21 protein-coding genes are annotated in these 24,758 nt (G+C 60.0%); 14 read left to right on the top strand and 7 right to left on the bottom strand.

The window, feature by feature from the left end; all coding sequences use genetic code 11:
• Positions 1–73 precede the first annotated feature (73 nt).
• Together AB7M32_RS22345 and AB7M32_RS22340 are read left to right on the top strand one after the other, a co-directional pair.
• Positions 74–1,375, top strand: a complete 1,302-nt coding sequence (locus AB7M32_RS22345) for an Nramp family divalent metal transporter (protein WP_454251398.1) — start codon at positions 74–76, stop codon at positions 1,373–1,375.
• 68 nt (positions 1,376–1,443) lie between these two features.
• Complete coding sequence (locus AB7M32_RS22340; RefSeq protein ID WP_060741600.1) at positions 1,444–1,923, top strand: VOC family protein; 480 nt, start codon at positions 1,444–1,446, stop codon at positions 1,921–1,923.
• Positions 1,924–2,073: 150 nt separating this feature from the next.
• Here AB7M32_RS22340 and AB7M32_RS22335 read toward each other — a convergent pair whose 3' ends face one another.
• Positions 2,074–2,475, bottom strand: a complete 402-nt coding sequence (locus AB7M32_RS22335) for a RidA family protein (protein ID WP_454251397.1) — start codon at positions 2,473–2,475, stop codon at positions 2,074–2,076.
• A gap of 132 nt (positions 2,476–2,607) precedes the next feature.
• Between AB7M32_RS22335 and AB7M32_RS22330 the strand changes: the two genes are divergently transcribed.
• A complete protein-coding gene (locus AB7M32_RS22330) occupies positions 2,608–3,534 on the top strand; it encodes a LysR substrate-binding domain-containing protein (RefSeq protein WP_454251396.1) in 927 nt (308 codons plus the stop codon).
• A gap of 33 nt (positions 3,535–3,567) precedes the next feature.
• Complete coding sequence (locus tag AB7M32_RS22325) at positions 3,568–3,960, top strand: GFA family protein (protein ID WP_454251395.1); 393 nt, start codon at positions 3,568–3,570, stop codon at positions 3,958–3,960.
• A gap of 189 nt (positions 3,961–4,149) precedes the next feature.
• On the opposite strand, the gene AB7M32_RS22320 is transcribed toward AB7M32_RS22325, so the two are convergent.
• From AB7M32_RS22320 to AB7M32_RS22310, 3 genes are all read right to left on the bottom strand, one after another.
• Positions 4,150–5,103 carry an alpha/beta fold hydrolase gene (locus AB7M32_RS22320; protein ID WP_454251394.1) on the bottom strand — a complete coding sequence of 318 codons (954 nt, stop codon included), beginning with the start codon at positions 5,101–5,103 and terminating at the stop codon, positions 4,150–4,152.
• Positions 5,104–5,324: 221 nt separating this feature from the next.
• Positions 5,325–5,558 carry a hypothetical protein gene (locus tag AB7M32_RS22315; RefSeq protein WP_454251393.1) on the bottom strand — a complete coding sequence of 78 codons (234 nt, stop codon included), beginning with the start codon at positions 5,556–5,558 and terminating at the stop codon, positions 5,325–5,327.
• Between the two features lie 84 nt (positions 5,559–5,642).
• Positions 5,643–6,443, bottom strand: coding sequence for a DUF6630 family protein (locus AB7M32_RS22310; protein ID WP_454251392.1), 801 nt, complete (start codon positions 6,441–6,443; stop codon positions 5,643–5,645).
• A gap of 205 nt (positions 6,444–6,648) precedes the next feature.
• Here AB7M32_RS22310 and AB7M32_RS22305 point away from each other — a divergent pair, with 205 nt between their 5' ends.
• The 3 genes from AB7M32_RS22305 (at position 6,649) to AB7M32_RS22295 (ending at position 10,649) form a co-directional block, all read left to right on the top strand.
• Positions 6,649–7,395 carry a substrate-binding periplasmic protein gene (locus AB7M32_RS22305; protein ID WP_454251391.1) on the top strand — a complete coding sequence of 249 codons (747 nt, stop codon included), beginning with the start codon at positions 6,649–6,651 and terminating at the stop codon, positions 7,393–7,395.
• A 275-nt stretch (positions 7,396–7,670) separates the two neighbouring features.
• Positions 7,671–9,656, top strand: a complete 1,986-nt coding sequence (locus tag AB7M32_RS22300) for a M10 family metallopeptidase C-terminal domain-containing protein (protein WP_454251390.1) — start codon at positions 7,671–7,673, stop codon at positions 9,654–9,656.
• A 225-nt stretch (positions 9,657–9,881) separates the two neighbouring features.
• Positions 9,882–10,649 (top strand): SDR family NAD(P)-dependent oxidoreductase, encoded by a 768-nt coding sequence (locus AB7M32_RS22295; RefSeq protein ID WP_072406702.1) that lies wholly within the window; start codon positions 9,882–9,884, stop codon positions 10,647–10,649.
• A gap of 58 nt (positions 10,650–10,707) precedes the next feature.
• Here AB7M32_RS22295 and AB7M32_RS22290 read toward each other — a convergent pair whose 3' ends face one another.
• Complete coding sequence (locus AB7M32_RS22290; protein WP_454251389.1) at positions 10,708–11,586, bottom strand: LysR substrate-binding domain-containing protein; 879 nt, start codon at positions 11,584–11,586, stop codon at positions 10,708–10,710.
• Between the two features lie 194 nt (positions 11,587–11,780).
• On the opposite strand from AB7M32_RS22290, the gene AB7M32_RS22285 reads away from it, so the two are divergent.
• The 3 genes from AB7M32_RS22285 to AB7M32_RS22275 are packed head-to-tail and all read left to right on the top strand — an operon-like array spanning position 11,781 to position 15,853.
• The gene (locus AB7M32_RS22285) at positions 11,781–13,058 is read left to right on the top strand and encodes a ribulose-bisphosphate carboxylase large subunit family protein (protein ID WP_072406698.1); all 1,278 of its coding nucleotides are present in this window, start codon (positions 11,781–11,783) and stop codon (positions 13,056–13,058) included.
• Between the two features lie 3 nt (positions 13,059–13,061).
• Positions 13,062–14,453 (top strand): four-carbon acid sugar kinase family protein, encoded by a 1,392-nt coding sequence (locus AB7M32_RS22280; protein WP_072406695.1) that lies wholly within the window; start codon positions 13,062–13,064, stop codon positions 14,451–14,453.
• A 56-nt stretch (positions 14,454–14,509) separates the two neighbouring features.
• Positions 14,510–15,853 carry an MFS transporter gene (locus tag AB7M32_RS22275; RefSeq protein WP_072406693.1) on the top strand — a complete coding sequence of 448 codons (1,344 nt, stop codon included), beginning with the start codon at positions 14,510–14,512 and terminating at the stop codon, positions 15,851–15,853.
• Positions 15,854–15,958: 105 nt separating this feature from the next.
• Here AB7M32_RS22275 and AB7M32_RS22270 read toward each other — a convergent pair whose 3' ends face one another.
• Entirely contained in the window at positions 15,959–17,524 is a 1,566-nt protein-coding gene (locus AB7M32_RS22270) for a GMC family oxidoreductase (RefSeq protein ID WP_454251388.1), read from the bottom strand.
• Positions 17,525–17,587: 63 nt separating this feature from the next.
• Positions 17,588–18,361 carry an alpha/beta hydrolase gene (locus tag AB7M32_RS22265; RefSeq protein ID WP_454251387.1) on the bottom strand — a complete coding sequence of 258 codons (774 nt, stop codon included), beginning with the start codon at positions 18,359–18,361 and terminating at the stop codon, positions 17,588–17,590.
• A gap of 87 nt (positions 18,362–18,448) precedes the next feature.
• Between AB7M32_RS22265 and AB7M32_RS22260 the strand changes: the two genes are divergently transcribed.
• The 4 genes from AB7M32_RS22260 to AB7M32_RS22245 all read left to right on the top strand — a co-directional run bounded on the left by AB7M32_RS22260 (position 18,449) and on the right by AB7M32_RS22245 (position 24,031).
• Entirely contained in the window at positions 18,449–19,888 is a 1,440-nt protein-coding gene (locus AB7M32_RS22260; protein WP_454251386.1) for an HD domain-containing phosphohydrolase, read from the top strand.
• A gap of 189 nt (positions 19,889–20,077) precedes the next feature.
• The gene (locus AB7M32_RS22255; RefSeq protein ID WP_454251385.1) at positions 20,078–20,584 is read left to right on the top strand and encodes an RNA polymerase sigma factor; all 507 of its coding nucleotides are present in this window, start codon (positions 20,078–20,080) and stop codon (positions 20,582–20,584) included.
• A complete protein-coding gene (locus AB7M32_RS22250; protein ID WP_454251384.1) occupies positions 20,581–21,507 on the top strand; it encodes a FecR family protein in 927 nt (308 codons plus the stop codon). The genes AB7M32_RS22255 and AB7M32_RS22250 overlap by 4 nt, the downstream gene beginning before the upstream one ends.
• Before the next feature lie 124 nt (positions 21,508–21,631).
• Positions 21,632–24,031 (top strand): TonB-dependent siderophore receptor, encoded by a 2,400-nt coding sequence (locus AB7M32_RS22245; protein ID WP_454251383.1) that lies wholly within the window; start codon positions 21,632–21,634, stop codon positions 24,029–24,031.
• The last annotated feature ends 727 nt before the right edge of the window (positions 24,032–24,758 follow it).

The following is a 24,758-nucleotide window of genomic DNA, read 5'->3' as shown; positions in this document are numbered from 1 at the left end:
GTTGTACGACGTCGTATCTAATATGTTCGACTGTGGCCGTTTCTCACAAAAAAAATAAACGGAGATTCCATCCATGACGAGCATTCCTTCCGCTGAAGGCAAGGTTGCGGCGCCCGCGCAAGGCCGTTTCGTGCGCCTGCTCAAGCTTCTCGGTCCTGGCATTATCGCGGTACTGTCCTGGCTGGGCGCCGGCGACCTGATCACCTCATCCGTGGCCGGGGCGAACTACGGCTACGCAATGATGTGGGTGCTGGCGGTCTCTCTGCTGCTGCGCTACCTGATCGTCAACATCATCGCGCGCTTCCAGCTCTGCAATAACCAGGGCATGACCATCCTGCAAGGCTATGCCCAGCTCAATCCGTTTTTCGCCTGGTTCCTGCTGGTGTATGCGCTGCTCATGGGGCACCTGATGAATGCCTATATGATCAAGGGGGCTGGCGAAGCCCTGGCCATGTTGCTCAAGGTCGACTACCCACTGCTGTGTTCGGTGGCGGTGGTCTTGGCGGTGTGGATGCTCGTCGGGCGCAATATCTATTCGATGATCGAAGGCGTGATGAAAGGCCTGCTGGCGATCATGACGCTGGCGTTCCTGGCCCTGGCAGTGATGTCCGGCCCGGATGTCGCAGGCATCGTCAAAGGCACCATCGGCTTCAGCATTCCGCCCGATGAAGGCGTGCACGGTGCGCTGCTGGTGGCCGTCTCGGTGATCGGTGCGGTGGCCGGCTCCATCGCGAACTTCGTCCATCCGTATGTCATGCGCCAGAAGGGCTGGGTGGGGCCTGAACACAAACGTATCCAGCGTAACGACCTGCTGTTTGCGGTGTTTGTCGGGATCATCATCAACCTGGCGATCTGGATCGTCGGTGCGGAAATCCTGCGACCCAACGGCATCGAGGTCAAAACCCTGGGCGATCTGGGCAAGGCCCTGGAGATGTTCTTCGGCTCGATCGGTTGGTACGTGTTCTTTATCGGTGTGTTCGCCACGCTGTTCGCCAGCATCTCCGGCAAGACCACGGCGTTTCCGATGCTGATCACCGATGCCTTCCAGCACGTGCGGCCCGAGCGCCGGGAGCGTTACGGCAAGGAATTCCACCATGATCCGATGCACAAATGGTTCATGCTGTTCATTCTCGTGACGCCGCTGATCTGGTCGCTCCCTGGCATGCCGGATTTCGTCACGCTGACCATCGGTGTCAACGCGCTGAATATCGTCGGCTTGCCGGTGATTTCCCTGGGCCTGCTGATCATGTCCAACCAGAAGTCCCTGCTGGGCAAGGAATATCGCAACAACCTGTTCGAGAACATCGCACTGATGTTTGCCACGGGGCTGGCGTTGTGGGTCGCGTTCCAGCTGGGGGTCGATCTGTTTACCTGAGGCCCGGCCATCTGCAACTTTCGGGGGACTGCTAGACTTTATCGTCCAGTCCCTTTCGGAGAAGCGGAATGAACAATAAAAACAGGATCTGCCTCTGGTACGACGGCAATGCCCACGAAGCTGCGCAGTTCTACGCCAAAACGTTTCCCGACAGTGCGGTGAACGCTGTCTATCAGGCCCCGAGCGATTATCCGTCGGGCAAGGAGGGGGATGTGATCACGGTGGATTTCACGGTGATCGGCATCCCGTGCATTGGCCTCAACGGCGGGCCGGTGTTCAAGCACAGCGAGGCCTTTTCATTCCAGATTGCAACTGAAGACCAGGCCGAAACGGACCGCTTGTGGAACGCGATCATCGACAACGGCGGCCAGGCCAGTGCCTGTGGCTGGTGCAAGGACAAGTGGGGCTTGTCGTGGCAGATCAGCCCGCGGGTGTTGCTTGAAGCGGTCGCCAGTCCTGATAAGGCCGTCGCCAAGCGTGCCTTCGAGGCCATGATGACGATGACCAAGATCGACATCGCGGCGATTGAAGCGGCGGTGAAAGGTTAGCCGGCGCAGCACTTCCATTCCCTTGTGGGAGTGAGCTTGCTCCCACACTGGATCTTTGGTGGCTTCGATTTTTCGGCCTGTCCAAATCCCCTGTGGGAGCGAGCTTGCTCGCAATGGCGTCGACACATTCAACGCGCAAAGCTCAGTTCATCACAAGGTGGCCTCAGGCAACCTGGCAATCACCTTGATCTCGAACTGAAAACCATACAACCACGTCACGCCCACCGCCGTCAGTGTCGGGTGCGGTGCGCTGCCCCAGAATTCGGGCACAACGCTCCAGACCCGTTCGAAGGTCGACTCGGGATCCACCATGAACACCGTCACATCCACCACATCGTCAAAGCTGCAGCCGGCCGCGGCGAGGATCGCCTTCAGGTTGTTGAACGCCAGCCGCACCTGAGCTTCCAGGTCGGGTTCCGGCGAACCGTCGGCGGTGCTGCCGACTTGCCCCGACACGAACAGGAAACCATTGGAACGAATCGCCGGTGAATAGCGATTGCGCTCATACAGTGCCTGGCGTCCGGGCGGGAAAACTACATCGCGCTGCGTCATAAATACCTCCATCAAAGAGTGGGTTCCAAACGATGAACTCACTCTAGGGGCTTGTGTCCGGGCGATAAACGAGCAACCTTGGCGATCACTGTTTGTAAACTCCAAACAATCGGATCGATACCCGGGGCAGAAATGGATCGTTTTGATGCGATGCAAGCGTTCGTGCGAGTCGTGGAGGCGGGCAGCTTCACCAAGGCGGCCGAAACCCTGCACATGAGCAAGACCACCGTGACCCAATTGGTGCAGCAGCTCGAAGCGCGGTTGCGGGTCAAGTTGCTCAACCGCACCACGCGCAAGGTCAATGTCACCGCCGACGGTGCCATTTATTACGAACGGGTGATCCGTTTGCTGGCCGACATGGACGATGCCGAGACCAGCGTCTCCAGCGCCCAGGCGCTACCCCGCGGGCGCCTGCGGGTGGATGTGCCAAGCCCGCTGGCAGTGATGATCCTGGTACCGGCCCTGCCGGCGTTCTATGAACGCTATCCGGACATCCAGATCGACATGGGCGTCAGTGATCGCATCGTCGACATGATCGATGAAAGTGTCGATTGCGTGGTGCGCGGCGGTGAGCTGATGGATCAGTCGCTGGTGGCCCGGCGCGTCGGCGATCTTGCCCTCGGGGTCTTCGCCGCCCCGAGTTACCTGGCACGGTTCGGCCGGCCCGCGCATCCGCGCGAACTGGAAGATTCGCACCATCGCACCGTGGGTTTCCTGTGGGCGCGCACCGGTAAATCCTTGCCTTACGCCATGCGCCGTGGCAGTGAGCTGCTTCACGTCAAAGGGCGCTACGCCCTGGCCATCGACGACGGCAACGCCTACCTCGCCGCCGGTCTGGCGGGGCTGGGCGTGCTCTGGTTGCCGGCGTACATGTCCCGGCGTCACCAGGCACAAGGCGAGTTGGTGCCGCTGTTCGAAGACTGGCACCTCGACCCGATGCCGCTCTACGTGGCTTACCCCCCGAACCGCCACGTCAATGCCAAGCTGCGGGTGTTCATCGATTGGGTGGTGGAGCTGATGGCGCAGCATGCGCCTATCATTGATCGACCGGTTTCGTGAAATTTGTCTGTCCAGTTGTAGAGGAGATGCACAATGGACCCATTCACCGGCGGTTGCCTATGCGGCAATGTTCGACTTGAAGCCTCAGGGCGCCCGTATCGCGTCGGAGTCTGTCATTGCCTCGATTGTCGCAAGCATCACGGGGCACTGTTCTACGCGGCGGCCGTGTTCCCCCAGGACGCGGTGACGATCGAGGGTGAAACCCGGGACTACGCCGGGCGATTTTTCTGCCCTCGCTGTGGCTCGTCGCTGTTCGCCCGCTTTGGTGACGAAATCGAAGTGCACCTGGGGGCCCTGGATGCGCCCAATCAACTGATGCCCACCTACGAATGCTGGAGCGTGCGCCGTGAGTCGTGGTTGCCGGCGTTTCCGTTCACCCGATGCTATGCCCATGATCGTGAGGGTGCGGGGCGGTCTGAGGAATAGATGCAAGGTGTTCCACCGTCATCGCGAGCAAGCTCGCTCCCACAGTTGATCCGGGATGTACGCCATGTCTGGAGTCACAACCGACCCCCTGTGGGAGCGAGCTTGCTCGCGATGACGGCAGCCCATTCAACGCCTATGCAAGCAGGCCCGCCGCTTTCGCGAGCAGGCCCCTCACAACCGATCCAGGCGTTACTCCTTGAGGAATGTCAGCAGATCCTGGTTCAGTCGGTCCTTGTGCGTTTCGGTCAAGCCGTGCGGTGCGCCAGGGTAGACGATCAGTCGGGCGCCTTTGATCAGCGCCGCCGAGGCCCGGCCTGCAGCGTCGATGGGCACGATCTGATCGTCATCGCCATGGATGACCAGGGTCGGCACGTCGAACTTCTTCAAATCGCCGCGGAAATCTGTCGCCGAGAACGCCGCAATCGAGTCATAGGTATTCTTGCTGCCACCCTGCATGCCCTGCATCCAGAACGATTGGATCAGCCCCTGGGAGGGTTTGGCACCCTTGCGGTTGTAGCCGTAGAACGGGCCCGAGGCGATGTCCAGGTACAGCTGCGAACGGTTCTCCAGGGACGCCTTGCGCAGGCCGTCGAACACCTCGATAGGCAAGCCGCCGGGGTTGGTGTCTGTCTTGAGCATCAACGGTGGCACCGAAGAAACCAGTACGGCTTTCTTCACCCGACCGGTACCGTGGCGGCCGATATACCGCGCCACTTCACCACCCCCCGTCGAGAAGCCCACCAGCGTCACGTTCTTGAGGTCCAGCGCTTCAATCACCGCCGCCAGGTCGTCGGCGTAGTGGTCCATGTCGTTGCCTTCCCAAGGCTGGCTGGAGCGACCATGCCCGCGACGGTCGTGAGCAATCACCCGATAGCCTTTCGAGGCGAGGAACATCATTTGGCCTTCCCAGCTGTCGGAGTCCAGCGGCCACCCGTGGCTGAAGGTCACGACCTGGCCATCGCGCGGGCCCCAGTCCTTGTAGTACAGCTGCACGCCATCCTTGGTGGTGATGTAACTGGCGGACTGGATCACGCTGCCGACAGCGGATGCGCTTGCAGCGGCCTGGACCGGCGACGCGGCCTCGGCGCTGAGGGTGGCCAATGCCAGGGTCGCGACAGCCAGGGTGCGGTTGAAGGTGTTCATCGTGTCTCTCTCCATAAGGTCGGTTTGATCTGCGGCGATCGTCATCGATCGCGTTGGTGGGCAGATTAGAGAGAGAGGCCGATGACGAGAACGGCGTGGGCATCGATAGCAACTATAGGAAAATCGGATAGCTGCGTTTCGCTTCGGTTGCCGTGATCGTTTGTGGCAAGAGAGCAAGCTCCCTCGCCACAACGTACTGTTCAAGCGCCCTGAAGTCGCTCTCAACCAAAAGAGGGCATCGGCCCCAACGAATTAAAGATCCACACGACCACCGCTACGGCCGCCAGCACCGCAACCATTATGCTGATAAACACCCATTTAAGGATTTTCAACCCTTTCGACGGCTGGGACGTGGCGGCGAGAGCCTCGTCCGAGCGCCTCATTTTCTCGGCGCAGCGCGGGCAAGCAGCGTTGTCGTCAGGAATGACGGACCTGCATTGATCACAGATTTTCATGGGGCGATGCTCATAAGAAGGGGTGGCCCATCCTGGGCGGGTGAAAGCGGACGGTGCCCGAGCAAACCCCGTGGCAGCCGTCGCTTAATATTTGTAGACGATGCCCAGCCTGCCCATGATCTCCAGGGCATTGACCAGGCCCAAGCCATTCATGGGCAGGCAGGCGAAGGCTTGGTATTCATCGAAGTGCGTACCCATGGCCAGCAACTTCAAGTCATGGGCCTCCAACTGTGCGTTGAAATACTGCAGGAGCGCGCGCTCCCAATCGTTGGCGCGGTTGACGGCATCGATGGCTTTACGTTCAGGCGAAGGGATTTCGATGCCCAGTTGCCGCAGCGGGGCCAGGGCATTGACCGCGTCGACGCCGCAGGACGACCACTCCTTCCATTCGAACCCAGCCAATTGATTGGCCTCGGTGAGCGCTGACTCGACTTGCGTCCAGGCCCAACCCCACTGCCCGGTAGGCGTCGGCAGGTTCTGAATGAGTGCTTGCGCGTGTGCCTCGTCGAACAGGCCTTCGAACAGATCGGCCAGGGTATCGGCCAAATCGGGCTGCGGCCCTTGCCCCTGGGTATCCAAGTCGTGGCTCAAGCGCTGCCACAGACTGCCCAGCTCGTCCCAGTCCCCGTCATCCATGTCGTCCTCGATCACCTGGGCCTTATGGCCGCGCAGGTAATTATCCAGCCGCGTCTTGCGCACACGCACTTGGCCCTCGGCGAGATCGACCTCATAGCTGCGGTAATCCAGATAGTTGGTCTGGAACACGATGCGGTCAAGGAACAGATCATGGGCGAGGCTTTCCTCCACGTCGAAATACGCTGCGCCTTCGACGTTGCCATGGGCGGTGATGATGCGTTGAAGCGACAGGGGATCGATAGGATTCATGTGGACTGGGGTCACAGGGCGGAGGGCGCAAGGGGAGCGCCGCGTGTCCGGTTCGCGCTGATCCTACACCAAGGTCCAGAGGTTGCTAAGGGGCGGAATGTGGACTGCGTCAACTGTCAGGCAAGTGTTTGGGTCTATGCTTACCTTGCCCTCTTGAATCAGGCCCATCCATGCACAAACACCGAACAGTCCACAGGGAGTACGCGTGAGACATTCGATATCGGTTGCAGCGCTGCTTTGCCTTTTGTTCGGCACAGTTGTCAGGGCCGAGCAGTATCAGATCGTCACCGAAGAATGGGCACCGTACAACTACCTGGATAACAACCGGCTCACCGGCATGACCACCGAGATCGTCCGGGCCATCATGGCGCTGACCGGGGATGACTTCGAGGTGTTGCTGCAACCCAGCATGCGTGCCACCCAAATACTCAAGCATCGCCCCAAGACCATCATGTATTCCCTGTTTCGCACATCGGAACGCGAGTCGTTGTACAAATGGGTCGGACCCATCGTGGAAGAGTCCATCCACCCTTATCAATTAGCCAATACGCCCCCGCTGAACACCCTGGAACAACTCCTGAGTGCCCCGCAGATCACCACGCGCCACGCCGGCCTGATGCCCCAGAGGCTGCAGTCGCTGGGCTTCAACAACCTGGACAAAAGTGCCACCGAAAGCAAGCTGCTCTATCGCATGCTGCTTGCCGGGCGCACCGGCATCATTGTCGGCGATACCGATGCGGGCGTGGCTTACTACAGTCGCCTGTTGAACATCGCGCCGGGCACGCTGCGGAAAATTCCTATCGAGCTTTATCGTTCGTCGTTGTATATCGCCTTTAGCTTGGACTCTGAAGACGAAGTGGTCGCGGCGTGGACCAAGGCTTTGGAGCAGTTGCGGCGATCAGGGGAGCTGGAGCGGATTCGGCGGCGGTATGAAGGGCAGGTCGGGCCATAAGCGCGCACTCAGATGATCAGCACGACCTTGCCCTGGAGACCGCCGCGTGAAGCTCGTCGGTGCGCAGCCGAGGCTTCGGCCAGCGGATGGGTGCTGTCTAGGGTGATATCAGGATGCTGTACGGCTTCAGCCAGCCTGGCGCAGTTACCCGAGACTGATTGCGTCGATAGCAGAGTAGAGGGTCGTCCAAGAACCTTTCTTCGTTTCGTAAAGTGGCAACCAGACTAAGCCGTGTCTATTGTTTTTGGCGACAGATAGCTATCGGAGGCATGGACATGGGGCAGAGCACTTCGCCCGCCGCTTCGGCTGTGGGTAACACGGGCATGGTAGCCACAACCTTATGGGGCTCGGACAAAATCGGCGGTATCACGGTCGATCCGGACGGTACTATCTGGCTGGGCGCCTACAGTCGCCTGGGGCTGGGGGGCGAAGAGGATTCAGGCTTCACCGGCAGTCTGGTCCGGTTCAATGCCAACGGTAGCCTGGACCGCAACTACAGTGGAGACGGTAAATCCCTCCTGCCTGTGACCCTCGATATCGAGGATGGCGGTAATGCCGCGGTGCAGCCGGGAGGGGGCTACCTGGTGACGCGATACGTGAAAGTAGGCGACGTCTGGGTGTCGGGCGTGAGTCGTACCTTGGCTGACGGCAGTCTCGATACGAGTTTCGGGAACGGCGGCGCCGCGACAGTGCCGTTTTACTGGAATGACTCTCTAGGAGAGCAGGCGTCGTTCTCTGTACAACGCGACGGCAGTTTTTTCGCAAGCGCTGGGTATCCCTCTGGGGAGATCCATATTGCCCGCTTCGACGCGACGGGGACCTTGGTCTCGTCTTTCGCAGAGGCTGGGATCCTGCACCTGCCAGCGTCCGTCGGCATTCGACCCAGCCGCACGATCGACGTCTCGCTGCAGGGAGACGGGAAGGTATTGGTCACAGGGCAGGATACCCTGACTCGTCTCAACCAGGACGGTACCCTGGATAGCAGCTTTTCGAATGGGGGCAGCCTGGCCCTGGATGTCCACGCAAATGCCCTCGTCATCCAGGATGACGGCAAAATCCTGCTGGCGGGGGCCTCGGGCGGCGTGGCGACCGTCATGCGCCTCAACGCCGACGGCTCGCTCGACACCGAGTTCGGTAATCAGGGGCAGGTGAGTTGGGGCTCGCAAAGCGCGCCTTTCGCAATAGCCGACATGGTCGTGCTGGCCGACGGCAGGCTGTTGATTGGCGCAAGCCAAGGCACGAACGCGGACGGCTATCTGGCCGCCCTGGTTCAGTTGAACCCCGACGGTAGCCTGGACCACAGCTTTGGTAATCCCGACGACGGCTATTACCACCTTGACGGGGGCCACAGTGATGACTTCTTGCTGGGTACCGACTCATTCGATGATGCGATCGTTGGCGGGGCCGGTAACGATCTGCTCGATGGCCAGCAAGGTCGCGACCTGCTGACGGGCGGTGCCGGGGCCGATACGTTCCGTTACCAGTCAGTCACTGACAGCTACCGAACCGCAACCGCGGCCCATAGCGACCGAATCACCGACTTCGACCCCAGCACCGATACGATCGACCTCTCGTCCCTGGGCTTGCTCGGGCTGGGCGATGGACATGACGGAACGCTGGCGATACGACTCAATGAAAGCGGGACGCGGACCTACCTCAAGAGTTTCGATGCCAACGCGGAGGGGGAACGCTTCGAATTGGTCTTCGACGGTGACTTGAGCCAAACGCTGAATGAAACCAACATCCTGTTCCAGCAAGCCAGATTGATGGGGACCGAAGAAGCCGATCGTTTACAGGGCAACGCTCGAGGCGAAATCATCGAAGGGTTCGCGGGCGATGATCGCCTTTATGGAGCGCTGGGGAATGATGTATTGGTTGGGGGAGAGGGCCGGGATCTGTTGGTGGGTGGCGGTAACAACGATGTGTTCCGCTTCGACGCCCTGAGCGACAGCTACCGTACCGCCACCGAAAACCATACTGATCGGCTGATTGACTATACGGTGGGTGAAGACACGATCGATTTGTCCGCCTTGAGCTTTACCCGGCTGGGAAATGGTTACAACGGCACGTTGGACGTGGTTCTCAATGAAACCAAGAACCTGACTTACTTGAAGAGCTACGAAGCCGACGCTAATGGGGCTCGATTCGAGTTGAGCCTGGTAGGGGACCACTCCGGTTACCGTAACTTGGACATCATCTTTGCCGAACCCCCGGGAGAGGAAGTCTTTCAATTGATCGGAGTGGCTGACCTTTGGGTGTAAAACGCTATACAGAACACGCGGAGCATGAATGCTTAGAGAGCAAGTTTCTGCGGCTAATTGATCCTGATGCGTTACATATGTGCTGCGGTATTGAGGTCAGAACGGCGGTCAGTGAGTTTTTGTGACAGCCGCGCGAATTTTTATCGTTTGCTGGATTGACAGCGCCTTCTTAGGATTTCCGCTGACCGACTGGGCTTGGCAACGATAATAAAAGAGGAATTCTCGATGACGCTTGCAAATAAGAAAGTCGCCGTAATTACCGGCGGCGCTATGGGAATTGGAGCGGAAGCGGCAAGTGCGCTGGCGAGCGATGGCCATCATGTAATCATTTGCGACATCAATACCACCGAGGCCGAACGTTTTGCGCAACAGCTGCGTGACCAAGGTTTCAGCGCCGATGCCCTCCAGATCGATGTCGGTACACCTGCCTCCGTGTCTGCTGCGTTCGAATGGATCGAGGCCAAGTTTGGGCGCTGCGATGTGCTGGTCAATTCTGCAGGCATCGCCAAAACCATGCCTTTCCTGGAATTTGATGCCGATGTCTTCAACCGGACAATGCTGATCAATGTCACAGGCACGTTCTTGTGCTGTCAGCTGGCGGCACGCATCATGCGTAAGCACGAATTCGGCCGCATCATCAACATTGCCTCCGTTGCCGGGATGCGCGCAGTGGGCAAAGGCCGGACGGCCTATGGCACATCAAAAGGTGCTGTGATCGCGCTGACAAGGCAGATGGCCGTCGAGCTGAGCGAATACGGAATCACCGCCAATGCCATCGCCCCCGGACCGGTCGATACGCCGATGACCAAAGAGCTGCACAGCGATGAGTTCCGTAAGGCTTACAGCAACGCCATCCCAGCGAAACGTTATGGCACCACGCGTGAAATCGCCGGAGCGGTCAGCTATCTGGCGTCTGACGTCTCCGCTTACGTAAACGGAATTGTCCTACCCGTGGACGGTGGCTTCCTTGCGTGGGGCGCTGGCGATATCTGAGTAGCGCTGCTATGAACAAAGGGGGCGCGTAATGACCAGGCACTCCCTGTGCGGCTGATCATTCGGCCGCCATTTCTTCTATGATCCACTTTACCAGGTCTGCTGTGTCGGCCCGCGCTCTGGCGTTGGGCGAGATCCACAGCACCAGTTTTTCCGGGCCTTCAACACAGCCAAACGGGGCTACCAGCGCGCCACTCTCCAGTTCCGCTTGCACCAGCATCCGCGGCACACAGGCAAATCCCAAGCCGACCTTGGCCGCTTGAATAAGCAGATAGAAATGCTCGAAGTATTCCAACTCAAGGGAATCGGGCATGGGCATCTGCAAAGCCGAATACCATTCTTTCCAAGCATGCGGGCGTGTCTTGGTCGCCAGCAGCTTCTTGCCGCTCAGGTCGCTCACTTGCTGCACACCTGAAGCCTTAAGGTAATCAGGCGAGCATATAGCCCCAATCCATTCATTGGCCAAAGGGATCGGCGCGATGCCGGGAGGTGGGACAATGCTCTCCAAGCGTATCGCCACACTGACGCCATCCTGGGCAAAGTCGATTGGACCGTGTCCGGTTCTCAAGCCCAGCTCCATCGTTGGAAAGTTGCTGTGCAACCCGGCAAGTCTTGGTAGCAACCAATGCATCATGATGGACGCCGAACATGACAGCTCCAGAGGTTGAGGGCGCACCTCATCAATACTTTGCTGGATCAAGTTGAATGCGCGGCCCAGGCCGGCGGCAAGGCGTGCGCCTTCGGGAGTCAGTTTGGTGCCATGCGCGTTACGCGTGAGCAAGACGACCCCCAGCACATCCTCAAGCGCCCGAATGTGTCGGCTGATAGCACCGTGAGTCACGCAGAGGGCATCAGCGGCTTCGCCGAAGGTGCCTTTCCTCGCAACCATTTCGAAAGCTCTGAGTGCGTTGAGAGACGGTCGCGGAGGGGATGACATGTGCTGCACCTCATTGAGCAGGCCATGGCGACCAGAGCGCGTGTCGAACCACAAGCCTAATGTGAGTTTTTCTCAACTTAGCGGGAAATCATATCGTTAGCCCGTCAGCAGGGTCAATGTATATTCGAGGTGAAGGCCACCCCTGCAAAAGCGGCCATTTGAATATAAAAAAAGTAAAGCCAAGGTGATTATCTATGGTCGATCAAACAGCTGGGCGCGAAGAGTTTACGGCCCGCTTCTTCGTAGAGAGCAGTTACCCGATTGAGCGGGTCAGCGAGGTCATCGCTGGCGAGCAATCCAGCGGTACATTCATTGCCTTGCCCGGCGAATCAGCTGAATTGAAAGAACGTTCACGGGCCCGTGTGGTGTCCGTCAAGCCTCTTCCAGCGGTCACCAGTGCTTCGTTGCATAGCGAATACCTGGCTAGGCACAATCCTTCGGCGACGTACTATCGCGGCGAAGTTGAAATCGCTTTTCCAACGGCCAATATCGGTCCGAATCTTCCTGCATTGCTGACCACCATTGCGGGCAATTTATTCGAGATAGGTGAAGTCAGCGGTTTAAGAGTGCTCGATGTCGATCTTCCGGCAAAGTTTGCCGCTGGCTTCCCGGGCCCCCAGTTCGGTATCGAAGGGACTCGTAAACTGTGCGGCGTTCATGACCGCCCCATCATTGGTACCATCATTAAACCCAGCATCGGCCTGACACCTGAGCAGACCGCTACCGTGGCCGATGAGCTGTGTGCTGGTGGTATTGAGTTCCTCAAAGATGATGAACTCTTGATCGACCCGACCTATGCATCCTTCGATGCGAGGTTGAATGCTGTCATGCCTGTACTTCACAAGCATGCAGATCGCCTCGGCAGGATGCCAATGTACGCGATCAATATTTCTGGGAGCATTGATGAAATGCTCCGCCGCCACGACGCCGTGCTGGAGTCGGGGGGGACCTGCGTCATGCTCTGCCTGAACTGGGTTGGGCATTCAGGGGTCGAGCACATCCGTAAGCATTCCCAACTACCTATTCACGGCCATCGCAACGGCTGGGGTGCCTTTACCCGCAACCCACAGCTGGGCTTTTCGTTTGACGTCTATCAGAAAATCTGGCGCCTGGCTGGCATCGATCATCTGCACGTCAATGGCATCCAGAGCAAATTCTGGGAACCGGATGACTCAGTCATTGCCTCGGCACTGAGCTGCCTGACCCCGTTTTCGGGCGTCCAACCGATTTTGCCGGTTTTCTCTTCCGGCCAATGGGCTGCGCAAGCGCCAACGCTTTTCGAAAAGCTGCAGTCGGTAGACCTCATGCACCTGGCGGGCGGTGGAATTATCGGCCATCCCCTAGGTATCGGTGCCGGCATTCAGAGTATGCGCGAAGGATGGGAAGCGGCGACTCAAGGCATACCCTTGCAACAGTATGCAGAGGGCAGACCCGCACTAAGCGCCGCCTTGGCAAAATTCGGAGGCGTATGAATCATGCGTTCAACCAATACGCCCAGGCTTCGTCTGGTGTTTTACGGTGACGACTTCACCGGCTCGACCGACGCTTTGGAAGTCCTTACCGCAGCTGGCCTGAGATGCGCACTGTTTTTGGCGCCACCGTCGCCCGAGTTGTTAGAAGAGTTGGGTGGTTTCGACGCTATTGGTATCGCTGGCGATAGCCGTGCGTTGTCCAATGCTGAGATGGATGAAGTGCTTCCAGACTTATTTGAAGCAATCAAGCGCCTGTCCCCGGACCTTGTGCATTACAAAGTCTGCTCCACGTTTGATAGCGCTCCCGACGTGGGCAGCATCGGTCATGTCATTGAGCTCGCATCACGCGCCTTTGGGGTAAAAGGGGTGCCAATCATCGCGGGTAACCCAGCCCTGGGCCGTTACTGCGTGTTCGGCAATTTGTTTGCGCTGTCCAAGACCGACCACTGTGTACACCGGATCGACCGCCATCCCGTCATGCGAGCCCACCCCATCACGCCTATGGGAGAAGCCGATCTGAGTGTTCATATCGCCCAGCAAAAGAATTTATCGATCGCGAAAATCGACATCCGTCAGCTTGACCCACCTGCCGACTTGCCGTCCTTGATCCGCCAAGCCTCTCTGAGCCATGACGCGGTTTTGATCGATGGCACTACCACTGCGCATATGACCCTCGCAGGGAAAGCACTCACGGATATCTCTGGCAGCATGGCGCCGTTATTTGTGGTTGGCTCTTCCGGTGTTGAATATGGATTAACGCAGCACTGGCATTCGGTGGGACTGATAGATGCCTACCAAACTCAGGTCACGGCGCTACAGCCGATCCGGCAAGTGTTGGTCATTTCTGGAAGTGCATCCCCGTTAAGTCGCGCTCAAATCGACACCGCTATCTCTAGTGGATTTGTCGAACTGGCGGTGGATGCGGCAGCAATCCTCGCAGAATCACGTGAAGAAAGGATGGTCCAGGATGTGGTGGCGACGGCAGTAGCACACCTTGAAACCGGGCGTTCCGTGCTGATCCATACCGCAAAAGGTCCGGATGACCCGAGAATCGAACAAATGATCGAAGCGATGACCGCCAAAGGACTGCTTCGTGACGAGGCAAAAATCCGCGGCGGTAAGCAATTGGCTGTGGAAATGGGCTACATCGTTCTGGACATTCTTAAGGCGTATCCGCTCGAAAGACTGGTTATATCCGGTGGTGATACGTCAAGTCAGATCACTAAGATTCTCGCGCCTGAAGCATTGGTTATTAAATCCGATCTCTCTCCCGGTGCGCCCCTCTGTCAGGTGCGCTCAAACAAACCGTACTTGGACAATCTGGAAATTGCCTTAAAAGGCGGGCAGATGGGTGACCAAGACTACTTCGTAAAAGCGCTCACAGGTAAGAGCTAACTTCCGTTCAAGGACAGGAACACGCTTGCATATTTACAATAACAATAGGTGAAACTATGCAAACCTCACTTTTAAGTAACAACGAAACTCATCATGAGCATATTGATGATGAGAAGAAAAAATCCATGAGAAATGTTGTTGCCGGGAGTCTGTTCGGCACAGCTTTAGAAACCTATGACCTCTATTTGTACGGTACCGCGGCGGCGCTGATCTTCGCTCCTCTGTTCTTTCCTGGCACCGATGAAGCCGTCTCAAGACTCGCCTCGCTAGCGTCCTTCGCCATATCATTCGTCGCACGGCCACTGGGTTCGCTGGTGCTTGGACATTTCGGCGACCGGATAGGCCGCAAGAAATTGCTCTACCTTACGCTGATCATCATGGGCTTGAGCACCGTCGGCATTGGCTTGCTGCCTACCTACGCGAGCGTAGGAATCTGGGCACCCATCATGTTGTGTGTGCTGCGCTTCATCCAGGGCTTCGCTTTTGCCGGAGAATACAGCGGTGCAGTGCTCATGCTACTTGAGCATGCACCCCGGCGAAAACGTGGCTTTTATGCAGCCATCAACAACATTGGTCCGGTGTTCGGGTTCATCGCCTCGGCGGGGTTGCTGCTGATCGTCAGCAGTTTATTGTCGGTGGAGGATTTCTATAAGTGGGGATGGCGCATTCCATTCATCGCCAGTCTCGCTCTGTTGGTCGTCGGCGTCTTCGTACGGTCCAAAGTTGCCGAATCTCCTGTGTTCGAAAAGACCGCCGAAAAGCGCGCGGCAGCCAAGGGGCCGAACCTGTCACCTGCCATGCGCCTGTTCACCAAGTATCCTAAACAGTTACTTTTGGTCGCAGGTGCCAATATCTGTCATTTTTCGACATTTTATCTTTTTACCGTGTTCGCATTGAGTTACGGCCAGAAGGAACTGGGCCTTTCCAATGCCTTTGTGCTCTCGGTAGCGATGGTCGCTATCTGCACGCACCTGGTAATTGTTCCTTTCGCCGGCGCAATGGCCGATCGACTGGGTCGACGCACCATGATGTTGATCGGCTTCGCGGTGACTGCACTGGCCGCGTTTCCCTTCTGGCAGCTATTTTCCACAGGCCAGTTCCTACCCATGGTCTTGGGCTCATGCCTGTTCATGACCGGCTACGGCTTGGTATACGGTGCTGTGCCTTCATTCACCGGCGAGGCATTTGGACCCAGCGCTCGATTCACCGGGTTCGCCATGGCCACCAATGTCGGTGGCATCATCGGTGGCGGCACGGCGCCCATCGTCGGCGCCTATCTGCTCAGCCATTATGGCTCGCCCTACGCCATCTCGGTCTACACGGTAGTGCTCGCAGCAATCTCTGCCTTGTGCGTCTACCTGTCTGCCGAAACCCGAGCGATTGACATCACTGACGAATAATACCCCCCGCTAATGCCCACAGCCGCACGCTTGCTCGACTCAGCAAGCGTAACGCCCTCCAGGCATAAGCGGGCGCAGACCACATTTATCAGTAAGCGGGTCAGACTAACTGGTCGGAGCGATCACACCCTGGGCCGCAAGGACGAGATCAGCTGCCCGTTCGCCAATGACCACGCAAGGCGCCATGGTGTTGCCGACGGTGATTCGGGGCATGACCGAGGCATCCGCGATCCGCAATTGCTCTATGCCATACACGCGCAGCTGATGGTCGACCACAGACATTTCATCTCGGCCCATTTTCGCGGTGCAGGACGGGTGCCAATAGGACACGGCAGAATTGCGAATGAACTGCTCCATGGCGCGGTGCGTTTTCGGCCCGGGCACCACCTCGCGCTTTACCAGGTGGTTGAAGGTTTCGCTGTTCCCGAGCGCCCTGCAGAGGTCGATCGATGCAAACGCCGCCGCCATGTCCTCGGGCGCGCTCAGCGAGTTCGGCTCGATGAGTGGCGTATCCGACGGCCCGGCGCCCGATAGGCGCAGGCGCCCTCGACTGATCGGCCTGGCCAGCCCTGCGAACATCGTCCAACCCTGTTGCGGTGGCTGGATACCCACTTCAGCCGGGGAGGGCACCGCAAATTCAAGCTGACAATGCAGCAGGTCTGGCGCGTCCAGGCGACTGTCGCTTTTCCAGTACAACGTGGTTTCACAGCCGCCGCCACCAACCGCCTGGGATTGCAGGTACTCCCAGGTACAGCCAAAGGCAATATGGTCCTGAAAATTCTGACCTACGCCGGGAAGGTGACTGATCGGGACGATGCCATGGGTGCGCAGTTCACCCTCCGGGCCGATGCCTGACTGCATGAGCACCTTGGGCGTGTTCACCGCGCCCATGGACAAGACGACTTCGGCTTCGGCATAGAAGCGCTGCCGTTGCCCTTCGATGATCACTTCGACACCGACCGCCCTTGTGCCGCTAAGCAGGACACGGGCTACCAGTGCACCGGTTAGAACGGTCAGATTTCGTTGGTGCAGCCGTGGCCGGATGTAGGAATCGTAAACGGATTCGCGCCTGCCCTGGTTGATGCGTAGATCGGTGATCGCGGCCCCGCCGGGGCCTTCCATCATCGCTCCGTTGGGACTGTCATACCGGGGAATACCCAGACGATTGGCCGCTTCCAGGGTTGCCCAGGCGAGGGGTTGAGGCGAAGCCGGCTGCTCGACATGCACGGGGCCACCTGAACCACGCCGTGCGGCATCCGGGCTGCCGCGCCAGTTCTCGATCCTGCGGTAGTACTCCAGTACCGAATCGTATCCCCAGGCGCAGTCGCCGGACTCGGCGGCGAAGTAATCCCAGTCCGATCGATGCCCGCGTGCCCAGACCATCACGTTGATGCTGGAGCCACCTCCAAGTCCCTTGCCCATGTTCAAGGGAAGACGACGACCGTTGAGGTGCGGATTGGGTTGTCCCGCGAATGCCCAATCGCGCTCGGAACCGAGGTTCAGCGGCCACTGCGCCGGCTCTACAACCTCAGGGCCGGCGTATTCGTTGCCTGCTTCAATCAACAACACGCGTGCGTTGTCCTGTTGGGCAAGGCGGGCTGCGACCACGCAGCCCGCCGTACCCGCACCACACACGATGAAGTCGTAGTTCCGATCATGCCGATGATTCATGCGTCCGTTCCGTATCGATGCGGCGGTTGAGTTCAGGGCTATCGGGGTGTCGCGTCGCAGCGATCACTGCGCGCCGACGTTTTTCACGGCATCGAGAATCACTTTGGCCACTTCGGCCGGCTGCGACTGCTGAGGCACATGGCTGGTGTGCACCTCTGCCAGGGTGGCGCCGATACGCTTGGCGGCGGAACGCTGGACATCGGGATGGATCATCCGGTCCTCGGTGGCGAGCAGATACCAGGACGGTTTGGTCTTCCAGGCAGAGACGGTCGTTTTGTCCTCGAACGCGGATGCCTTGATGGGGCCTTGCGTCGCGGTCATCACGGCGGTCTGCGCCGCGGGAAGATCCTGAGCGAAGTCCCTGGCCATGCCTTCCGGGGTCAAGTAGAGGAAACCGTTGCCGTCAGCCTTGATCTGACTGATGCCCGGAGGCGTGGGCGCGCCTTTGCCTTGTTCGCCGCTGGTTTGACCGGCATCGGGGGCGAAGGCGGCGACGTACACCAGGGCGCGGACTTTCTTGTCGTTGCCGGCCTGGGTAATCACGGTGCCGCCCCAGGAATGACCGACCAGCACGACCGGGCCCGGTTGATTGTCCAGTGTCCTTTGCGTGGCAGCGACATCGTCGGCAAGGGAGGTGAGCGGGTTTTGCACGACCGAAACGGCAACCCCCTTGGCCTGCAGAAGCGGCACGACCTTGGCCCAATCGGAGCCGTCGGCGAACGCGCCGTGTACGATGACCACCGAAGGTGTTGTATCTTGGGCCTGGCTGATACCTGCAGCCAAAGTGCTTGCAAGGGCGAAGGCGAGGGTGACGGCTTTTGATCTGAGTGTTTTCATGGGATGAACTCCTGTGTGGGAGCTCAATTCTGCTGACTGGCCTGCTTCCTGGGCATCGGTCATTTATCCGACCCCAAGGCATTTTTCATGGATAGTGCGTTGCAACTGGACATTTCATTGAGCGCAGCGCTGCGGACGATCGGCCAGGTCGGGGACCTCAGCATGGGCCAGCCACTCGGGCATTCCCGGCGCGTTGCCGCACTGGCGCGCAGGCTGGCGCAGGCCTCACACGGCGATGGCGAGCACCTGAGGGTGGCGGAGCAGGTCGCCTTGCTGCGCTGGTCCGGCTGCACTGCCAACGCCGAAGGGTTTGCGGATCTGCTCGGTGATGACGTCGACGGCCGCCGCGCAATGCTCGACCTGACCCTGAGCAAAGAGGCCATGAACGCGGTGCATCAGGCGATCCCGCTGGCCGTCGTGCATTGCGAGATCTCTGGCCAAGTCGCGAAAACCCTCGAACTGGGAGCCGCTGTCGAGGCAGGCTTGTGCCGCGTATTCGAAACCTACGATGGGACTGGCCGGCCGCTGGGCTTGACCCATGAACACATTCCGGAGGTTGCCTATCAGGTGGTGCTTGCCGGTGATCTGGATATTCTCAGTCGAGCGCATGGCTTGGACGCGGCGCTGCGCTGGATCCACGACCAGTCGGATCGGCGCTATCCCGCTGGCCTCGCGTCGTTGCTCATGGCTAACGCCAGGGCGTGGCTGGCAGACCTGGAAGGCTCCTCCCAAAACCCGACCCATGGGGAGACCGAACGTTCGGTCTCGCTGACCTTGGTGGGGGACGTGATTGACTTGAAGCTACCCTGGCTGGCGGGGCATTCGCGGCGGGTGGCGCATGTCGCCGTGGAGGCTGCACGCTTGTGGGGGCTAGGTGAACCCACCCAGACAGCGCTCGGAAAGGCGGCCCTCGTCTACGGTCTGGGTCGGGCAGCCGTTGCCAACCAACTCTGGAATACCGCCGGGGCACTTCCCTATAGCGCCGCGGAGCGGGTGCACCTGGTTCCCTACTGGACGCAACAGGCGCTGAGGCCTATCAGTGAGTTGGCCGTGCCTGCTGAGATCGCCGCCCATGCCTACGAACGGCTCAACGGCAGTGGCTACTTTCGAGGCGTGATGGGGGATGCCCTGTGTGCCGAGCATCGGCTGCTAGCCACTTCCGTAGCCTGGGTCGCACTCAGGGAAGCCAGGCCATGGAGGGCGGCCTACGGTGAATCCGAGGCGGCCAGGTTGCTGGAGCAGGATGCCGCCAATGGCTTGTTCGACAAGGCTGTGTGCGAAGCGGTTATCGCCGCTGCACGTGGCGAGCGGCGTGCTCATCAGCCGAAGAGTTCGTTACTCACCGCACGGGAGTGTCACGTGCTCCTGGAAATCAGCCGTGGCGCCAGTAACAAGCAGGTGGCGCGACTGCTGGACATCAGTCCGAGCACCGTTCGCACCCACATGGAAAGCATATTTCGCAAACTGGAATGCTCGACCCGAGCTGCCGCGACCCTCAAGGCATTGACGCTGGGCTTGATCTCCTGATGCCGAGTCGCGGCAGATCGATCATTCCTGGGCGGACGAATTGGCGTGAGCCCGGCGATGAATGCCTTGACCACGCTCGGTTCATCGAATGTGAGCGGGGCCCACACTCCGCGCGTTCTCTTTTGGTGTGATTGAAAGTCATTATCATTTGATATATTCTCGCGACTCCTCCTCGCTTGAGTCGCTTGCGTGTCCAGGCCATCCGATCCTCATTCCACCGACGGCCAGTTCGAAAGCCATTCGAGTGAACTGCTGCGCTTCCTCACTCGGCAGGTGAAGTGCGCAGAACTGGCGGCCGACCTGCGCCAGGAGACTTGGTTGCGCTTTCGCCGGCGCGAGTCCGGGCAAGAGATCGGCAATCTTCGTGCGTTCCTCTATCGCATCGCGCGCAACCTGATCATCGACTACCGCCGTCAGCAAAAATCTCGCCCCGTCGAGGAGGAGCTATCCATCGAATTGGTCAGTGCCCAGCCGGGTCCAGAGCGAGCGGCAAGCGACGCCCAGCGCCTGGAGCGACTGCAGCGCGTGGTCCAGGATTTGCCACCGCACCTGCGCCAGGCGTTGTTGTGGAATCGCCTGGACGGGCTGACCCAGCGTGAGATCGGCGAGCGCCTGGGGGTCTCGGAAAGCATGGCCGGACGCTATATCCTGAAGGCCCTCGAACACTGCCAGCAGCAGATGGACCCGCAGCCGTGAATCATCCTTCGCTTCTCGATCAGGCCCGGCAATGGCAGGTGCTGCTGCATTCTGGCCGCGCCACCGCTGCCGATCGCGCTGCCGTGCAGGCCTGGCGCCAGGCGGCGCCCGAGCACGAGCAGGCGTTGCGTGAGGTGGAAGGGCTGTGGTCGTTGCTCGGCCAGATAGAACGTCCGGCCGAGCAGCCTCAGGTGCGCGTGCTGCGTCGTCGTCGACAGTGGGCGGCTCCACTGGCCTGCGCCGCGATGCTGTTGCTCGCCCTGTGGCTACCGCGCGGCACCTGGATTGGCCTGTATGCCGACATCAGCACCCAGCCGGGGGAGGTGCGCGAGGTGCGTCTGGCCGATGGTTCGCTGTTGACCCTCAACGGCGATTCGGCGCTGGACTGGCAGTTTGTCGACGGTCGCCGCGAGGTCAGGCTGTACCGCGGCGAGGCGGATTTCCAGGTCGCCCATGACCCGGCCCGGCCGTTCATTGTCAGGGCCGGCGAGGCGCGCATCCGCGTCACCGGCACGCGCTTCGATGTGCGTCTGGAGGAGGGCGGTGTCGATCTCGCGGTCAGCGAGGGCCGAGTGTTGGCTTCCAGCGAGGGGCGCGAGCCGCTGCCGGTGGTCGGCGGGCAGCAGGTGCAGTGGCGCGGCGGGGCGCTGCAGGCGCCGCAGGCATTGGATGCGCGCCAGCGCTTGAGCTGGCAGCGCGGCAAGCTGGTGTTCCGCGACCAGCCGCTGGAGCAAGTGTTCGCCGAGCTTGAGCGCAGCCAGTCTGCGCGGGTGCTGTTCGTCGACGAAGCCGCTCGCCGGCTGCAGGTGACCGGCGTGTTCGCCCTTGACGACCCACAGGCGGTGTTGAGCGCTGTGGAAACCACCTTGCCTGTGCGTCTGGTGCGCCTGCCGGGATTGATCCTGGTCACATCGCGCCGCTGAGGCCCGCGCCTGTCCCTTCAAAAAAAGAAAATATTTAGGTGGCGATGGTTCAGAAATCATCGCCGCCTTCGTCTTCCGTTCCTGCAAATGCGACTTCTTCGTATTGATAGCCAAGGACATCAGCATGCGGTCGACCCCCTTCCTTGCGGCGCTAGCCGTTCTTCCCCTGGCCATTGCCGCCGCACAGGCGCAAGCCGTCGAGCTCGACGTGCCTGCCCAGCGGCTCGACGCGGCGCTCACCGATTTCGCCGAGCAAGCCGACGTGCGGCTGCTCTATGACGCCGGCCTGACCCGTGGCAGCGCCATGGTGCCGGCGCTCAAGGGCGACTATTCGGTGGTCGACGGCCTGCAGCGGTTGCTGGAGGGCAGCGGCCTGACCTTCCAGACCGGCAACGACGGCACCATCACCCTGGTGCCACTGCCCGAGCAGGGCGTGCTGGAGCTGGGCCCGACCACCATCAGCGGGCTCGCCGAAGGCCGTGTCGACCTGCCGACCGAGTACGCCGGCGGGGAGGCTGCGCGAGGTGCCCGCATCGGCGTGCTGGGCAACCAGGACATGCAAGATGTGCCCTTCGCTTTCTCCAGCTACACCTCCGAGCTGATCGAGAAGCGCCAGGCGCAGACCCTGGCCGATGTGCTGGCCAGCGATCCGGGCGTGCGTCAGTCGTTCGGCTTCGGCAACTTCTCCCAGGTGTTCGTCGTGCGCGGGTTTCAGCTGTTCAGCGACGACATTGCCTTCAACGGGCTGTACGGTATTCTGCCGCGCCAGATCATCTCCACCGAGTCGGTCGAACGGGTCGAGGTATTCAAGGGGGCCAACGCCTTCGTGAATGGCGTGTCGCCGTCGGGCAGCGGTGTCGGTGGGGCGATCAACGTGGTCTCCAAGCGTGCCGAAGACACCCCCACCCGCAGCGCCACCCTGGACTATGCCAGCGACAGCCGAGTGGGCGGGCACCTCGACCTGGGCCAGCGCTTCGGCGAGGACAACCGCTTCGGCGTGCGGGTGAACCTGGCCCAGCGCGAGGGTGAGACCGCGGTGGACGATGAGCACTCGCGCTTCAGCCTGGCCACCCTCGGTCTGGACTACCGCGGTGACCGTCTGCGCCTGTCTGCGGATCTCGGTTACCAGAAGCAACGGGTCAATGAGGGGCGCTCGGTGGTCTATCTGACCACGACGGGGCCTACCAGCACACTCAACGGCAAGACGCCGTCGGCACCCGACGCCGACCACAACTACGCGCAACCCTGGAGCTGGTCGCAGCTCGAAGACACCTATGGCATGTTCAGCGCCGAGTACGATCTGTCGCCCACGTGGACCGCCTACCTGAGCGCAGGCGGCAAATACACGCGGGAGAACGGTGTCTACGCCTCCAACTACGTCTACGGCGCGAATGGCGACGCCCGTATCGGCCGCCTTTATTCGCCGCTGGACCAGGAAACCCTGAGCGCCGTCACCGGGCTGCGCGGCGAACTCGCCACCGGGCCGGTCAGCCACAGCATCAACCTGGCCGCCAATGGCATCTGGCAGGAAAAGCGCAACGCGTTCGAGACCACCGCGGCGGGCAGTCGCGGCTTCGGTAATCTGTATCAGGGCCAGCCCGTCACCGAGCCGCCGGCCACCAGCGTCTCCGGCGATATCCACGACCCGGACACCACCGCCAAGGTGCAGAACCGTAGCCTGGCGGTGTCCGACACCCTGGGCTTGCTCGACGACCGCGTGCTGCTGACCCTCGGCGTGCGTCGCCAATCCATCGGCGCCGACGCCTGGAGCGCGGCCAGCGGCGCCCGCACCTCCAACTATCAGGAAAGTATCACCACGCCGGCCTATGGCCTGGTGATCAAGCCCACCGAGTACCTCTCGCTCTATGCCAACCGCGTCGAGTCTCTGCAACAGGGCCCGACCGCACCGGCCGCCGCACTCAATAACGGCGAGATGTTCGCACCTTATCGCTCCAAGCAGACCGAGGTGGGTGCCAAGCTCGACTGGGGCACCTTCGGCGGCAGCCTCAGCCTGTTCCGCATCGAACAGCCCCAGGGCGTGCTCGGCGGCGACGGCTACTACCGGGTGGATGCCGAGCAGCGCAATCGCGGCGTGGAGCTCAGCCTGTTCGGCGAGCCGCTGGACGGCTTGCGCCTGCTGAGCGGTGCCACCTGGACCAAAGCCGAACTGCGCGGCACCGCTGGCGGTCGCGACGATGGCAACCAGGCGGTGGGGGTGCCGAAATTCCAGTTCAACCTGGGCGCCGATTGGGATGTTCCCGGCTTGCCCGGGGTGAGCCTGAACGGCCTGCTACTGCGCACCGGCGGCCAGTTCGTTGACAGCGCCAACGACTACAGCATCCCCGCCTGGACCCGCGTCGACCTGGGCGCGCGCTATCGGACGAAAATGGATGGCCGCGGGGTGACCTTCAACGCGATGCTGGAGAACGTCGCCGACGAAAACTACTGGGCCTCGGCCAACGGTGGTTATCTGACCCAAGGGGCACCGCGTACGTTGAAGGTGTCGGCCACTGTTGATTTCTGAGGTTGCTCACGATCAAAGAGGCGCCGTCGCAAGCTGTGTGAAAACACGCTAAAGGTGGTTTCGCCAGATGCTCCGAGAGGCTGCATTTGCGGCCTCTATTGTTATTGCGTAAACGTTCAGCTAAGTCACCGGTCACCGAGCGTGATTCCGCCAGATATCAACTGATATGCAAGTAGTTTGCTCGATATCGTTTGCCCCATCGGCTTCCCCTTGTCACCGCTAGGTTGGAGCCACATGATTGCACTTCGAGACTGTAATTCAGCGGGATCTGCTCTGTGAGGTGAACCATTGGATGTACTGGCTGAATTTATTTTCCAAGCAATTTGTTTCCCTATCGGCTGGCCTTTGATGAAAGCCCTTACCCTAGGGAAATACCCCGTTAAAGGCTCCTGGTTCTCAGCAAGCCCTTCAGCCCAATGGACGTCTGCGATTGGGCTAGCCGTTTTGGTCATTGCGATGATGGCAGCGATGAAGCAGTTCGTGCTTGCTTAGCAAATGGCTAAGTCACAAAAATGGGGTAGACCACGATTATGGGACGGGTCGATCGCAGGTGAATTCAAGATCGTGGTCTGTCCCTAGCTTCACCCTGGGCCTCGGCCAACGGTGGTTATCTGACCCAAGGTGCTCCGCGCATGCTGAAAGTGTCGGCCACTGTTGATTTCTGAGGTTGCTCCACGATTAAAGAGGCGCCGTCGCAAGCTGTGTGAAAACACGCTAAAGGCGGTTT

It is taken from the genome of Pseudomonas sp. R151218B TE3479 (assembly GCF_053629195.1).
The sequence above is the reverse complement of the archived record's forward strand: the minus strand, read 5'-3'. Positions and strand labels throughout refer to the sequence as shown.